Annotated in this window: 14 protein-coding genes; 6 read left to right on the forward strand and 8 right to left on the reverse strand. The window is 71.1% G+C overall.

The window, feature by feature from the left end; genetic code table 11:
* The first annotated feature begins 88 nt into the window (after window positions 1-88).
* The 6 genes from deoC to HNR16_RS16480 all read left to right on the forward strand — a co-directional run bounded on the left by deoC (window position 89) and on the right by HNR16_RS16480 (window position 6,345).
* The gene (gene deoC / locus HNR16_RS16455) at window positions 89-781 is read left to right on the forward strand and encodes a deoxyribose-phosphate aldolase (protein ID WP_158038924.1); all 693 of its coding nucleotides are present in this window, start codon (window positions 89-91) and stop codon (window positions 779-781) included.
* Window positions 778-1,119 (forward strand): chorismate mutase, encoded by a 342-nt coding sequence (locus HNR16_RS16460; RefSeq protein WP_158038925.1) that lies wholly within the window; start codon window positions 778-780, stop codon window positions 1,117-1,119. The genes deoC and HNR16_RS16460 overlap by 4 nt, the downstream gene beginning before the upstream one ends.
* Window positions 1,120-1,349: 230 nt before the next feature.
* Window positions 1,350-2,933, forward strand: coding sequence for a phenylacetate--CoA ligase family protein (locus HNR16_RS16465; RefSeq protein WP_158038926.1), 1,584 nt, complete (start codon window positions 1,350-1,352; stop codon window positions 2,931-2,933).
* Between the two features lies 1 nt (window position 2,934).
* Window positions 2,935-4,932, forward strand: a complete 1,998-nt coding sequence (locus HNR16_RS17915; RefSeq protein ID WP_218868474.1) for a GNAT family N-acetyltransferase — start codon at window positions 2,935-2,937, stop codon at window positions 4,930-4,932.
* On the forward strand, window positions 4,929-6,083 hold the full coding sequence (locus HNR16_RS16475; RefSeq protein ID WP_158038927.1) for a hypothetical protein: 1,155 nt from the start codon (window positions 4,929-4,931) through the stop codon (window positions 6,081-6,083). Before HNR16_RS17915 ends, HNR16_RS16475 begins: the two co-directional genes overlap by 4 nt.
* 49 nt (window positions 6,084-6,132) lie before the next feature.
* Entirely contained in the window at window positions 6,133-6,345 is a 213-nt protein-coding gene (locus HNR16_RS16480) for a tautomerase family protein (protein ID WP_158038928.1), read from the forward strand.
* A 23-nt stretch (window positions 6,346-6,368) separates the two neighbouring features.
* Here the strand turns inward: HNR16_RS16480 and HNR16_RS16485 are convergent, their stop codons facing one another.
* The 8 genes from HNR16_RS16485 to purL all read right to left on the reverse strand — a co-directional run bounded on the left by HNR16_RS16485 (window position 6,369) and on the right by purL (window position 14,544).
* The gene (locus tag HNR16_RS16485; protein WP_158038929.1) at window positions 6,369-7,805 is read right to left on the reverse strand and encodes a hypothetical protein; all 1,437 of its coding nucleotides are present in this window, start codon (window positions 7,803-7,805) and stop codon (window positions 6,369-6,371) included.
* Between the two features lie 122 nt (window positions 7,806-7,927).
* Window positions 7,928-8,446: a signal peptidase I gene (locus HNR16_RS16490; RefSeq protein WP_158038930.1), complete on the reverse strand. Its 519-nt coding sequence runs from the start codon at window positions 8,444-8,446 to the stop codon at window positions 7,928-7,930.
* 109 nt (window positions 8,447-8,555) lie between these two features.
* Window positions 8,556-9,344: a hypothetical protein gene (locus tag HNR16_RS16495; protein WP_158038931.1), complete on the reverse strand. Its 789-nt coding sequence runs from the start codon at window positions 9,342-9,344 to the stop codon at window positions 8,556-8,558.
* Window positions 9,341-10,696 carry an RICIN domain-containing protein gene (locus tag HNR16_RS16500; protein WP_158038932.1) on the reverse strand — a complete coding sequence of 452 codons (1,356 nt, stop codon included), beginning with the start codon at window positions 10,694-10,696 and terminating at the stop codon, window positions 9,341-9,343. The genes HNR16_RS16495 and HNR16_RS16500 overlap by 4 nt, the downstream gene beginning before the upstream one ends.
* 1 nt (window position 10,697) lies before the next feature.
* A complete protein-coding gene (locus HNR16_RS16505) occupies window positions 10,698-11,300 on the reverse strand; it encodes a hypothetical protein (protein ID WP_158038933.1) in 603 nt (200 codons plus the stop codon).
* 93 nt (window positions 11,301-11,393) lie between these two features.
* Window positions 11,394-11,729: a hypothetical protein gene (locus HNR16_RS16510; protein ID WP_158038934.1), complete on the reverse strand. Its 336-nt coding sequence runs from the start codon at window positions 11,727-11,729 to the stop codon at window positions 11,394-11,396.
* Window positions 11,730-11,828: 99 nt separating this feature from the next.
* The gene (locus HNR16_RS16515) at window positions 11,829-11,987 is read right to left on the reverse strand and encodes an alternate-type signal peptide domain-containing protein (protein WP_158038935.1); all 159 of its coding nucleotides are present in this window, start codon (window positions 11,985-11,987) and stop codon (window positions 11,829-11,831) included.
* Between the two features lie 250 nt (window positions 11,988-12,237).
* On the reverse strand, window positions 12,238-14,544 hold the full coding sequence (purL, locus tag HNR16_RS16520; protein ID WP_158038936.1) for a phosphoribosylformylglycinamidine synthase subunit PurL: 2,307 nt from the start codon (window positions 14,542-14,544) through the stop codon (window positions 12,238-12,240).
* Between the last annotated feature and the right edge of the window lie 33 nt (window positions 14,545-14,577).

Raw genomic sequence — 14,577 nt, forward strand, 5'->3', positions numbered from 1 at the left:
TCACCGCCTCGCCCCGCCGTCGACGCTCGACGGCGGGGCGAGGCGTGTCGGTCATAATCGAAGGCAGTCCGCACACGGAAGGAATCGCATGACCGACACCGCAGGAACGGCACCGTCACGCTCCGAGCTCGCCCGCATGGTCGACCACACGCTGCTGAAGACCGAGGCGACACCTGCCGACGTGTCGGCACTGCTCGTCGATGCGCAGGCGCTCGGTGTGTACTCCGTGTGCGTGTCGCCGAACATGCTCCCGATCGAGGGCGAGCGCGGCGAGGTCAAGATCTGCACGGTCATCGGGTTCCCGTCGGGCAAGCACCACTCCGGCATCAAGGCGATCGAGGCGAAGCGTGCCGTGGTGGACGGCGCCGAGGAACTCGACATGGTCATCGACATCGGGGCGCTCAAGGCGGGCCGCGCCGACCTCGTCGAGCAGGACATCGCCGCGGTTCGCGAGGCGGCACCGAATCCGATCATCCTCAAGGTCATCATCGAATCGGCCGCACTCACGGACGACGAGATCGTCGCCGCGTGCGAGGCGGCCGTGAACGCCGACGCGGACTACGTGAAGACGTCGACCGGGTTCCACCCCGCGGGGGGCGCGAGCGTCGAGGCCGTGAAGCTCATGCGGAAGACCGTCGGCGACGCGCTCGGCGTGAAGGCGTCCGGCGGCATCCGGGACGCGGAGACGGCGCTGGCCATGGTGCGGGCCGGCGCGAGCAGGCTCGGGCTGTCGGGAACGGCGGCCGTGCTCGACGGCCTCGAGACGGGGGGTGCGGCGTGACCGAGCCCGTCGACCAGGTGGAGGCGCAGCGGCAGCTCGCCGCGATCCGCGGCAGCATCGACAACATCGACGCCGCGCTCGTGCACATCCTCGCCGAGCGCTTCAAGCAGACGCAGCGGGTGGGCGTGCTGAAGGCGGCGAGCGGCCTGCCCGCGTCGGACCCGGCGCGCGAGCGCGAGCAGATCGCCAGGCTGCGTGCCCTCGCGAAGGACGCGCACCTCGACCCGGAGTTCGCGGAGAAGTTCCTCGGCTTCATCATCGACGAGGTCATCAAGCACCACGAGCACCTCGCAGGTGGTGTGCCGCTCGACGAGGAGGCCCCGACACCCGGCGCGTGACATCGGAGCCACGAAGAAAAGCCGGGTTGTTGCTACCGGGCCCCGGGCCCGGTAGCAACAACCCGGCTTTATTCGGGCCGTGCGGGGCTGACGCGGTGCGGCGGGACCGGCGGGTGGGGCAGGTGACGTCGGGCCATTCTCGGGGATGACGCGATCACCACTCCGGTCCGGTGCACGCTCGTGCCCGCGCGGCATACGCTGACGACAACAGCATCGTCGTGAGGAGCACCGTGGCACGCACCCATGCCGGTCCCGGCCCGCAAGGATTCCGCAAACCGGCCTCCAGGACGCGCCAGTGGGCGCTCCGGCGCTCCGCGCGCATCGTCACGAGCATCTACGAGCTCTACCGTCTGCACCCCGCGATCTGGCGGTGGACCGCGCGCCACTTCCAGCCGGGCCTCGCGAGCTTCGCGAAGCTCAACGCCTGGATGATCTGCCAGCTCGCGAACCTCGACGTTCCCGCCTACCAGCGTCACCTCGGCGCTCACGACTTCCTCTTCCGGTGGTGGCGCCTCGAGAGCTACCCCGAGACCGACAAGCGCGGCTACGTCGCCGCCTACGGCGAGGCCGATCGCTGCTGGTTCGGTGAGATCGACACGATCGGCACCGTCGTCGACGAGTCCTCGGGCTCGTCGGGCACACCGTTCAACTGGATGCGCGGCCGGAAGGAGCTGCGCACAATCCACAGCAACGTCGCCGGGTACGTGACGCTCCTGTTCGGCTCCAAGAAACTGTTCGCGATCAACGCGTTCTCGATGGGTGCCTGGGCGACCGGCACGAACACGGGGCATGCGATGTCGAAGATCGCGATGGTCAAGAACACGGGCCCGGACATCGACAAGATCGTCGACACCCTGCGCCACTTCGGGCCGCGCTTCGTGTACCTCGTGAGCGCGTACCCGCCGTTCCTCAAGCACCTCCGCGACCGACTCGACCGCGAGGAGTGGTTCAGCTGGGACCGCTACAAGCTCAACGGCTTCGTCGGCGGCGAGTCGATGACCGAGGGGCTGCGCGACTACTGCGAGGAGCGGTTCGGCCGCGTCTACTCGGGTTACGGCGCGAGCGATCTGACGATCGGCATGGGTGGCGAGTCCGACGTGTCGGTGTGGCTGCGCCGCTCCATGTACGCTGACGACCGGGTGCGGGAACGGCTGCTCGGCCCCGACGAGACGCGCATCCCCATGGTGTTCCAGTACAACCCGCTCGAGACCTACCTCGAGGTGAACGACGACCGCGAACTCGTCGTCACCCTCAACTCGACCGCGATCATGAGCCCCAAGCTGCGCTACAACATCGGCGACGAGGCGATGATCCGCTCGTTCCCGGAGGTGTTCGACCAGCTCGCGTTCGACCCCGAACTCCAGCGCGCGTTCCACCGAGCGTTCGCTGTCCAGCGCATGAAGTTGCCGTTCCTGTTCCTGTTCGGACGCCGCGACTCGACGATCTCGTACATGGGCGCCAACCTCTACCCGATCGACGTCGAGAACGGGCTCTACCGCGACAACCCGCACGCGTCGAGCATCGAGTCGTTCAAGCTCGCGCTCGTCGAGATCGGCGAGCACGAGCAGCGACCGATCGTGCACCTGCAACTGCGTGAGGACGCCGCCCTCGACGACGAGGCCCGCGCCGAGCTCGCGCGTGCGGCGCAGGCGGGCGTCGTCGGGCACCTCGCATCCGTATCGCGCGACTTCGAGCAGTCGCTCGCCGAGGACCCCTCGACGGCCGATCTGCGCATCGAGGTGCACGAGTTCGGGAGCGGGCCGTTCACGGGCGGGGTCTCGAAGATCAAGAACGTCTACCTCGTGGAGGACTGAGGTGTTCTCGACCGACTTCTCGCGCTGCCCGCCGCCCGGGCAGGGCGAGGCGGTCGTGATCGTCGAGGGACGCTCGGTCGCGCGCAGGCGTGACGGGGTCGTGTGGCGACGGCGCGTGCGCGACGGGACGATCCACGCCGAGGTGCTCGTGTTCGACGACGTGGACGCGGCACGTCGCGTGGCCGACGAGCACCCGTCCCGCGTGCGTCTGCTCGAGGCGGAGGCGCGCGGGTACACGAACGGCGTGTGGCGGACCGAGGAGCCGCACGCGATGGCGAACAACGAGCACTTCGCACCCACGAGCTCGGAGGAGCGCGCCGGACGGACGCCGCCGGAGATCGCCGGACGGATGCGTCGCCCCACGAGCCCGGGTGACCGGCCGGGGCCGAGACGGTGGACGATCTTCGACAGCGAGTCGATGTTCCTCGGGGCGACGCGCTACCGGCACCCGATCGCGTGGGCGGTCGTCGGCCGGCACTGGCCGCGCATGGTCGCGAAGATGCGTCGCATGTCGGGCTCGGTCTGGATCGGCACGTACTGGCAGTGGCCGTTCACGCTCGGCACGATGGCGACCTACCGCACGCGCGACGACATGCTCAAGTTCGCGCGCCTGCCCGAGCACCGGCACCTCATGCAGTGGATCGTGCGCGGCACCGCGAACGCCACGGGCGGCTACATCCGCCTCTACGCCTCGCGCGCGGAACTCGATCGACGGGTGCGCGATGCCGCACCGTCCCACGCGCGCTCGACGGGAGCGCCGGGCGGGGCGGGCGACCCCGGGCCGGGCGACGCCGCTCACGCGGGACGAGCGGCGACGACACCACCCGTGAAGGCCACGTCGCTCATCGAACGTCCCGAACCGCTCGTGCTCGAGGTCGTCGAGACCGAGGCCCAGTTCCAGGAGTTTCTCGCCGTCTCGCGTCGCGGCGACCCCGCGAACCTCGCCGTGCCGCTGCTCGAATCGACGGCACGCGCGTGGCGCGCGGACACGGCGGGCGCGCCCGAGCCCGTGGAGCTCATTCTCGCGCGCCGCGGCGACGTCGCCGTCGGGCGTACGACGATCCACACCGATCACGCGCTCGACGAGAAACTCGCCACCCGGGCGACGCTCTTCGGTGCCACCTGGGCGGCGACACCCGACGATCTCGCCGCACTGCTGGACGCGATCACGGCGCGCGCTCACGACGCCGGGGCGACCGAGGCCATCGGTCCCGCCGCGCTCCTGCCGAACCAGACGGGCGGCGTCATCACATCGGGCTTCGGGGAACGTGGATTCCTCGATTCGGCGTGGAACCCGTCGTGGGTCCCCGCGGTGTACGAGGCCGCGGGTTTCGCGGCGTGGAACGAGTCGGACACGTGGATCGCGCATCCGGACGAGATCGATCCGTCGGACACGGCAGTCACACCGCCCACGGCGGCGGAGCTCGACGCGGCCGGCATCCGCATCCGCCGGGCCTCCGTCCTGCGCTTCGGGAAACAGGTCGAGGAGCTGCGCACGCTCGTCAACGCCGCGTTCGCGCGCCTGCCGTACTACACCGACATCTCGCCCGCGCAGATGCGACAGGCGACCGACGGGCTCGTCGCACTCATGGATCCCGGGCTGTGGCTCACGGCGGAGGACACCCGGACCGGCGAGCCGATCGGCTTCGCGCTCCTCGTCCCCGACGCGACGGAGGTGCTGCAACGCTCCGGCGGGCGCATCGGCATCCGCGAGATCATCACGCTGCTGGGCGCGCGCGGACGTCGCGGGCGCGAGGCGATCCTCATCATCCAGGGCGTCGTGCCCGAGCAGCAGGGTCGCGGCGTCGCGACGCTCCTGTGGCGTCGCCTCGGTGCGCACCTCGTGGCACACGGCTACGGCGCCGTCCGCTCCACCTTCATCGGCCGCGACAATCCCGCCTCCGCTCGCCACCTCGAGCGCCTCGGCGGTGAACCGCTGCACGGAACCGTGTTCTATCGGAAACGCCTCGACGGCACGACCCAGGGGAGCCCCACATGAACGACCGCCGGGATACCGGGACGAGCGATGCGGCACTCCTGCGGTCGATCGTCCGTGCTGCGGCGAACGCCCCGTCCGCCCACAACACGCAACCGTGGGAGCCACGCATCACGGCGCACGGCATCGAGTTGGGCGTCGCACGCGGTCGCACGCTCCCGTTCGGCGACCCGACCGGGCGCGACACGCTGCTCGCGCTCGGTGCGTGGACGGAGTGCGCCGTCGTCGCGGCCGACGCGGCGGGGCGTGGGCTCGACGTGACCGTGCGGCCGGCGATCGCGGACCCGTCCGCGATCGTCGCGGGCCGCAGCGACGACGTGCTCGCCGAACTGCGGCTTCGTGCGGCACCGGATGGCGCGACGGGGGCCGGAGACGCGGCCGGCCCCGACGACGTGGCACCGGCTGGCGGGCGCTCTTCGGCACCGCTCGGAAATCGGCTCACCTTCCGGGGGCGCATGCACGCCGACCCCGGACTGCTGGAGGGCGCGAGCTTCGAGTTGCCGTCGTGGCTCCGCCTCGTTCCGATCTCGGCGAAGGATCTCGCGCACTTCTCGTCGCTCGGGACGGCGGACGTGCTCACGAGGCCGGGCGTCGCCGAAGAGCTCGCGGGGTGGCTGCGGCTCGCACCGATGCATCCGCGCTACGACGTCGACGGTTTGAGCGACCGCACGATGCTGCTCCCGATTCCCCTCGCACGACTTGCCGCCGGGGTGACGCGCCGCCGTCGCCTGCGCAACCTGTCGGCGCGGGCCGCCCGCCGAACGAGCGACCTCGTCCGACGCCTGCTGCTGGAGGTGCACCTCGATGCGGCGGGTGACGACGCCGACGCCGCGCACTTCGTGCTCGTCGCCGACGCGAACCGACTCGACCTGGGCCGCGGCGTGGAGCTGACCCGCGTGTTGAACGCACCGCTCGGGCTCCCGGCCGATCGTGTGTTCGAGGCGGGCCGGGCGCTCCTGCGGGTCTGGCTCTTCGTCACGCGACGCGGTGCCGCGTTCGCACCGCACTCCGAAGTGCTGGACTCGGCACTCGCGCAGGGCGAGTTGCAGTACCGCCTGGGACTGGATCGACGGGACGTGCCACTGTTCGTCACATCGGTCGGCGTGCCTGCGGTCGCCGAGCCACCACGCTCGGCGCGCCGCCGGGTGGTTTGATGGACGCAGCGACAGCGGTCGCGCCTCGGACGAAACGGACGGAGTCCCCATGCCCTTCATCGATGTGACGCTCGCCAAGGGCCGGAGCCCCGAGACGCTCCGAGCCATCCAGACGGCACTCCACGACGCCATGGTGGAGGTGGGCGGTGCGGACTCGAACGCGGTGACCGTCGTGCTGCGGGAGGTCGAGCACGACATGTGGGCGACCGGCGACCGGACAATCGCCGAGCGCAACGCGGCGAAGGCGGCCGCGAGCGAGTAGCGGCGCGCACGCCCGGATGTCCGTCAGCCGATGACCGTCCGGATCGCGTCGAGGGCGATCGCGTTCGAGCGCTTCGAGCTCGCGATGAGGTCGTGATTCGACGTCGGCCGGTCGGCGAGGTCACGGATCGTCGTGGCGAGGTCGGCAGAGGTGCCCACGTCGGTGTCGGCCTCGGGGGTCCGGAACATCGTCGAGCGGAAGGCCGGCTCCTCGGTGGGGATCTCGCCGCCCGTCGACGAGAGGAGTCCGAGTTTCTGGAACATGGAGACGAAGTCGTCGTACGTCCAGTGGCGGTACAGGGTGCCGGGAACAGGCGTCCAGCCCGGGGCCGTGTAGGCGCCGGCGAGCGAGTGCACCTGTTCGAAGCGGGCTCCAGCGAGTTCGGCGCCGGTCGTGGCCGCCAGTCCCCAGCTGTGGCCGATCGCGATCTGGCGGGTGTCCGCGAGGAGCGGGTCGGCGAACACCCCCTGCTGGAACGCGGCGAGGGCGCGGCCGGTCGCGAGCGCGAGTTGCGGGTCGGCGGCCTCGACGAGGCCGCGCAGGGCGTCCTCGGGGTCGGCCGCACCGGCGGCTCCGGGGAAGCGTCCGCCGAGCCAGACGAAGACCGCGACGTGCGCGTCTCGCTCGGCGAGCCACCGGCCGACCTCCTGGATCGAGCCGTCGTACATCCCGTCGGGTGTCGCGTACGTTCCCGGCGTGTAGATGATCGTCGTCCGGACCTCGGAGCCGCGTGGGGCGAACACCTGCACGATCTCGTCGCGGTCCGGTCGGTACGACGCGAGGCGTACCTCGCCCGTGACGACGCCTCGCAGGTAGCGTGCCTCGGCGCGCAGGTGGGGGAGTTCGATCGCGTCGGCGTCGACGCGTATCGTCTCGACGACGGTCGACTCGACGTCGTCGAGTTCGTCCGATGCGGTGATCGCGTTCGCCGCGATGCGTGTCTCGAACGGGATCCCCGCGAGATTCCCGATGACGAGGGGCGCGTGCGTGACGAGCAGGTGGGCCAGGCGCGTGCGGGCCACGTCGTGCCACCACCGTTTGACGAGTGTCGCGGCGGGTGGGCGATCGAGGATCAGCGACTGCACGTCCGGTGTCGACGCGGACTCGTCCGGTGTCGAACACTCGAGTACCTCGTGCACGAGTCGGTCGAGGAGGTGGAGTCCGGCCGCGAGGCCGACGGCCTGTTCGTCGGTCACGTACTCGTCGCACTCCGCGACGGGGTCGGGCGTGTCCTCGGCGGGGCCGCTGACGGGCGGGGCCGCGTCGTGGGGCTCGGCGTGGGTCGACGGGGCGAGCGCATCGTCGGCGTTCGCTGCCGTGGGCGCGGCGGCCGCGAGGCACGTCGCATGGAGGGCGACGAGCGCGAGCAGGGCGGCTCGTCGTGCGAACCGGCTGAATGCGGCATGTGAAAACGCGTGGGGAGTTCTCCCCGTCGGGCGAATCGCCTCGTCTCGAATCACCCGGAACCTCCTCGCTACCGCTACGGTAGTGAGATCACCGGGGGGTGATGTGGCGTTTTGTGCTGCTTCGGCGCCACGGCTTTTCGAGGCTTGTCGGTTTCATTGTCAGTGCCTACAATGACCTACCCTTCGGGTGCGCCGTCCTCGGCATCCGATCGCTTCGCGCGTCGGTCCCGGAGTGCCGAGACGAGCATCCAGGCGGCGTAGCCGAAGAGCGCGGCCGCGATGATCGGCACGACGACGGCGCGGGTCCGGCCGGTGACGAGCACGGCCACGTGGCCCAGCCACGGGATCGCGTACCAGACCGTGCCGCGCACCTGGACGGCCTTCACGGGATCCGGGTCGGGATCGGCGTTCGCGTCCCCCTTCGTGATCAGCAGGACCTCGCCGTCCGCGGTCGTCAGACGCTGCACGACGCGGTGCGTGACGAGCGTCGGCTCGCCGCTGTGGAGCTGATAGGTGACGATGTCACCGGGCTCGATCTCCGGGACGGGCGTCGGCCGGACGATCACGAGCGTGCCGGGTGGCAGGCCCGGTTCCATCGAGGACGTGAGGACGGTCAGCGCCGTCGAGCCGGTCAGCGCGGGCACGACGATCGCGAGGGCGCCGACGCCGCAGACGAGGACGAGGAGCCCGGCCATGAGACCGTTCCCGACGAGGCGGAGCCAGGAGCGGGGCGCACGGGGCGCACGCCGACCCCGGCGATCCCGGCGGTCGCGCCGAAGTGGACCGCCGGGGTCGGGCGCCGGGTCAGTGCTCACGGCTCCGCACAGTGCGACGGCGCACCGCCGACGCCACCGCGCCGATTCCGAGCGCCAGGAGCGCGGCGCTCGCGAGCAGGACGACGGTCTCGGTCCGGCCGCCCGTGGCGATGAGCGAGCTCGTCGATGTGCCATCCGCTCCGGGCGCGGGCGTTGCCGTCGTGGGTGTCGGTGGTGGGCTCGGGACGAAGGTGCACTCGTCGTCCGCCGGCGCGGGGACGGTGGCGTCCGAGAGGACGGCCCGCAGGTCGAACGCGAGGTGCTGCTGCGTTCCCGCTCGGCCGTCCTGCGGTGCGTCGCCGAGCGACGCGAGGACCGACAGGCCGATCGTCACCTCCACCGTCTCACCGGGCGCGAGCACCCGATCGGCGTTCAGCACGATGCAACCGTTCGCGGTGTCGGTGCCGTCGATGAGCGGCGTCGGTGTGCGCGCTGTCGTACCGGGGACGCCGACATCGATGACGACGGCCCGCGCGAGGGCGTCGTCGCTCGAGACGACGTCCGTCAGATCGACGCGCAGTCGGCCCGCTTCCGTCGCCTGGTTGCGTACCCAGACGGTCTCGACGAGACGGTCGCCGGGCACGACACGATCGAGGTCACCGAACACGCCGAGGCTGAGGTCGGGCGTGAACGTGACACCGTCGTGCGAGACGAGGAGGACGTCGTCGCCCGTGGCCGCTTGCGCGCCACGGCCGCCACCGAGGACGAGGGCGACGCCGACGAGGGCCGCCATGAGTGCGAACACACAGGCGCGGAGTCGTCGGTCGAATGCGATCACGGTGCGGTCACCCCCGTGATCGTCGTCGTCACGGTCGAGCCGGACGCGGTTCGATTGATGGTGAACTGGTACATGACCTGATCGCCGCTCACGAGACGCAGGGTTCCCGCACCGGTCGTCGGCCGCTGGCATTCGACGGTGCTCCCCGAGACCGAGGCGGTGCCGCTCGTCCGGCAGGACACCCAGCTCCCACCCGAGAGCATCTCCACCTGCTGGCTGTAGCCGCCGGCCAGGTACCAGCCGACATCGACCGTGAAGGCCGACGCGGAGCTCGCGGTCACGGTGGGCAGCGTCGCGGGGAGCGTGATCCCGGTTTTGGCCTGGTCGCAGTCCGCGAGCGTCAGGCGGCCGTTGTTGCTCGTGGGGAACACGAGGCACTGTCCGGTCGCCTTGCTCACGAGCTGGTACTGCCCCGAACCGCGAGCCTGCACGATCCATGCCTGCTTCGCGTCGGTTGTGTTCGAGGCGGCGAGGATCGCGCCGCCCGTGGTGTCGGTCGACAGCCGCATCTCGCCGGAGTGCGCCGGGCGGAGCGCGACGACCTGCTTCGAGGCGTCGAGGGGCACGAACTGCCAGGCTCGGTTGGAGTTCGGGCGCGTCGAGGAGTTGTCGAAGCAGGAGTAGCTGATGACGTAGGACCCCGCGCCAGTGCCGTTGTACATGACATCGGCGCACAGGTTGCTCGCGCCCGCGGGGCGCATCGTGTACCAGTGCGCGTCGCTCGTCGAGGCGGGGACGGCGGATGCCGGGTAGATCGCGACGGAGCGGTGCGTCGTCGCGGCGGTCGTCGAGGCGTTCGCCCAGCCGGTGCCGCCGAGGGACGCGGTGAGGGTCGCCGTCACGTCACGAGCGCCCGTCGTCGCCGCGAGCGTGGACGCGTCGGCGACGACCGTCCGGACGCAGAAGCGCTGGCTCGCGCCCGCGGCGAGCGGTGTGCCACCGGTCACCGTGACCGATGCCCACGTGCCCGTCGTCGCGCTCGACGGCGGGGTCGACGACGCGGTGCAGGCCGCCGCGTTCGCCACGGGCCAGATCCGCACAGGTAGGAGGGGCCCGAGCGAGCCGGCGCCGGCGATGGAGGCGGTGACGGTGCCGGCCGTCTGCCCGGTGTTCGTGATGACGAAGCTGCCCGTCGACTGGAGGCGGGTGAGCGTGTTGACGTAGGTGGTCGTGAGGGCGGGGAAGTCCGTCTGCGTGATCGCGACGGACGTCGTCGTGACGGCGCCGGTGCCGCGGGCCTGTGCCGTCCAGTAGGCGTGGGCGGCCGTCCCCGTCGTGAGGCTCACGAGGATGATGCCGATCGCGAAGGCCACGAGATGGCGGCGGCGGATGCGTTCGATGAGGTGCGTCATGTCAGCTCGCCCGCTGTGTCGAGGTGACGGTGAGCGTGAACGCCGCGGCCTGACCACTTCGCTCGACGGGGGTGTCGGCACGCAGACCTACCTCGAGGCACAGTGTCGCGCTCTGCCCGGCCGCGAGCGTGCCGAGTCCGGTGGCGGCGTAGCCGGGAAGGGGGCCGGACGTGCCCGCGAGGCCTGTGAGGCACGTGGCGGCGCCGGACAGGCGCGTGAGGCGTGCGGTCGTGTCAGCCGTGATGGCCGTCGACGAGGTCGTCGCGATGCTCGCGCCGAGGTCGACGGGCACGGTGCTGACGTTCGTCACCGTGAAGCTCCGGGCCTGTGGCGCGGCCGGCGTGACCTGCCAGGTGCCGAGGGTCGCGACGGCGGCGCCGTTGATGTTGAGGTCCATCGTGCCGGCCGTGATGGTGGCGCCCTCGAGCGGCGCTCGCGCGTTGAGCAGCGCGGTCGTGCCCGCGGCACCGGCGATGCCGAGTGCGGTCGCGAGCGCGACGCCGCCGGTCGCGAGCGCGAGGCGGCGGATGAGGCGGGCCGGGCGGCGTTCCGCGGCGCGACGAGCGCGGCGGCCGTCGGCCGAGGGGGTGGGGGTGATGGTCATGCTCCGTCGTTCACCGGTTCGATGAGCAGCCGCTCCGGGCAGCCGTCGTGGCCGCCCGGAGCGTCGTGCTCGCCTGGGTCGTCGGGCCGTCGATCAGGGGTTGGTGGTGCCGTCGAGCTGCGTGACGGTCACGGCGAAGTCGGACAGGTCGACCGAGCCGAGCTTCGCGGGGTTGTCGAGCGCGGGGCTCGACGCGTCGCCGAAGGGCCACTCGAGCGTCACGGCGATCGTGACGCCGTACGAGTTGGTGCCGGCATCGCGGTGCTGGATGATCGCGGTCGCGCCGGTGGTGCCGTTGATCGTGTACGTCGCGCTCTGCTGGAGCCGCGACGCGAGCGCCGTGTCCTCGGCGTCGCCGGCCGTGGCCGCGGTGATCGCGCCGGGCGTGACGGCGGCCTCGATGACGAGGTTGTCGCCCTGCGCCACCATCTGGTAAGTGCCCGTGTACGTGAGCTTGTCGCCGGGGACGAGACGGACGGCCGAGATGTCCGAGACCGGGACGGACGCGCCCGACGTGTGCGTGAGGGTTCAGGCGGCGCTCGACTGCGTGAGCTGCAGGTTGCCCGCCGTGATGTTCGCGCCGTCGAGGTCGGCGGTGTCGTTCCAGTAGGCGAGCGTGCCGCCGCCCGCGAGCAGGAGGACGAGGGCGGCGGAGGCCGCGATGGCGCCCTTGGTGAGTTTGTTCATGTGTGTTCTTTCGTGCGTGGGGGATCGCAGGAGTGCGGCGGCACCCGGGCACCACGGAACACGAACGAGGAACGGTTCAGAATCCGGGGGCGAATCTGTGAAGAGCGGGGGGATCGGCTCAACAAAGCATGGGTACCTCTGCACCTTGCAGGTTACACGAGGTCATGGAATCATGCGCGCCCCGTTGCTCGGCCCGACGCACGACGGGTGCGGTCCCGTCGGACCGCACCCGTCGTCGAGTGATCGGGGACTAGCCCCGCCCTCCCACGATCTCGCCGAAGCGCTCGGGGAGCGTCGCGCGCCGCGTCGTGCGGAGCTCGGCGACCGGCACCGTGAAGTGGTCCTGCACCTCGAGGGCGTCGCCGTCGCTCACGCCGATGCGGAGGACGGGGAAGCCGCGTGCCTCGCACATCTTCATGAAGCGCACGTCGTCGTCGTGCTGCACGGCCACGAGCATGCGGGCGGTCGACTCCGAGAAGAGCGCGGTCGTCACGTCGACGCCGTCGCGTGCGCAGAGTTCGGTGAGCCACACGCGCGCACCCACACCGAAGCGGGCCGCCGACTCGGCGAGCGCCGCGGCGAGGCCGCCCTCGGACAGGTCGTGCGCCGCCGTGAGCAGCCCCTGCTTCGACGCGCCGATGACGAGGTCGGCGAGTTCGCGCTCCGCGGCGAGGTCGACGGCGGGCGGAAGGCCACCGAGGTGGTCGTGCACGACGCCGGCCCACTGCGAGCCGGAGAGCTCCTCGCGGGTCGTGCCGAGCAGGTAGAGGTTGTCGCCCTCGTCCTGCCAGCCGCCTGGCACGCGGCGGTCGACCTGGTCGATGAGGCCGAGGACGCCCACGACGGGCGTCGGGTGGATGGGCACGTCGCCCGTCTGGTTGTAGAACGAGACGTTGCCGCCCGTCACGGGGATCTCGAGCTCGAGGCACGCGTCCGCGAGGCCCTCCACGGCCTGCGAGAACTGCCACATGACCTCGGGGTTCTCCGGCGAGCCGAAGTTGAGGCAGTCGCTCACGGCCGCGGGGCGCGCGCCCGTCGCCGCGACGTTCCGGTACGCCTCGGCGAGCGCGAGCTGCGCTCCGGCACGCGGGTCGAGATACGCGTAGCGGCCGTTCGCGTCGAGCGAGATCGCGAACCCGAGGCCCGTGCGCTCGTCGATGCGCACCATGCCCGCGTCCTCGGGGAACGAGAAGGCGGTGTTGCCGAGCACGTATCGGTCGTACTGGTTCGTGATCCACTCGGTGTCGGCGAGGTTCGGCGAGCCGAGCACGCGCAGGAACTGCTCGCGAAGCGCACCGTTCTCGCTCGTGCGCGGCAGCGCCTCGGCCCGGTCGGCCTGCACGACGTCGAGCCAGGCGGGGTACGCGACGGGGCGCTCGTAGACGGGGCCGTCGATCGCGACGGTGCGCGGGTCGACGTCGACGATGCGCTCGCCGTGCCAGTCGATGACGAGGCGGCCCGTGTCGGTCACCTCACCGAGCACGCTCGTCTCGACCTCCCACTTCGCCGTGATCGCGAGGAACTCGTCGAGCTTCTCGGGGCGCACGACGGCCATCATGCGCTCCTGGCTCTCCGACATGAGGATCTCCTCGGCCGTGAGCGTGGGGTCGCGCAGCAGCACGGAGTCGAGCTCGATGAACATGCCGCCGTCGCCGGCCGCCGCGAGCTCGCTCGTCGCGCACGAGATGCCGGCCGCACCCAGGTCCTGGATGCCCTCGACGACCCCGCCCCGGAACAGCTCAAGGCAGCACTCGATGAGCACCTTCTCGGCGAACGGGTCGCCGACCTGCACGGCCGGGCGCTTCGTCGGGCCCTGCGCGTCGAACGAGTCCGAGGCGAGGATCGACGCGCCGCCGATGCCGTCGCCGCCCGTGCGGGCGCCGAAGAGCACGACCTTGTTACCCGCGCCGCGCGCGTTCGCGAGGTGCAGTTCGTCGTGGCGGAGCACGCCCACGGCGAGCGCGTTGACGAGGGGGTTCGCCTGGTACACCGGGTCGAACCACGTCTCGCCGCCGATGTTCGGCAGGCCGAGGCAGTTGCCGTAGTGCGAGATGCCCGACACGACGCCGTGCACGACGCGAGCCGTGTCGGCCTCGTCGATGTCGCCGAAGCGGAGCGCGTCCATGACCGCGACGGGGCGCGCACCCATCGAGATGATGTCGCGGACGATGCCGCCGACGCCGGTCGCGGCGCCCTGGAACGGCTCGATGTACGAGGGGTGGTTGTGCGACTCGACCTTGAAGGTGACGGCCCAGCCGTCGCCCGCGTCGATGACGCCCGCGTTTTCGCCCATGCCGACGAGCAGGTCGCGCTTCATCGCGTCGTTGACCTTCTGCCCGAACTGACGCAGGTAGATCTTCGACGACTTGTACGAGCAGTGCTCCGACCACATGACGGAGTACATGGCGAGTTCGCCCGACGTGGGGCGACGGCCGAGAATCTCGCGGATGCGCGCGTACTCGTCGGACTTGAGGCCGAGGGCGGCATAGGGCTGCTCGCGCTCGGGCGTGGCTTCGGCGTTGGCGACGGTGTCGGGGACGTGCACGGGCGTGGTCACTTCGCGGGGGCTCCTCACAGACGCGTCGCCCGG

It is taken from the genome of Pseudoclavibacter chungangensis (assembly GCF_013410545.1).
In the GTDB taxonomy this organism is placed as follows: domain Bacteria; phylum Actinomycetota; class Actinomycetes; order Actinomycetales; family Microbacteriaceae; genus Pseudoclavibacter; species Pseudoclavibacter chungangensis.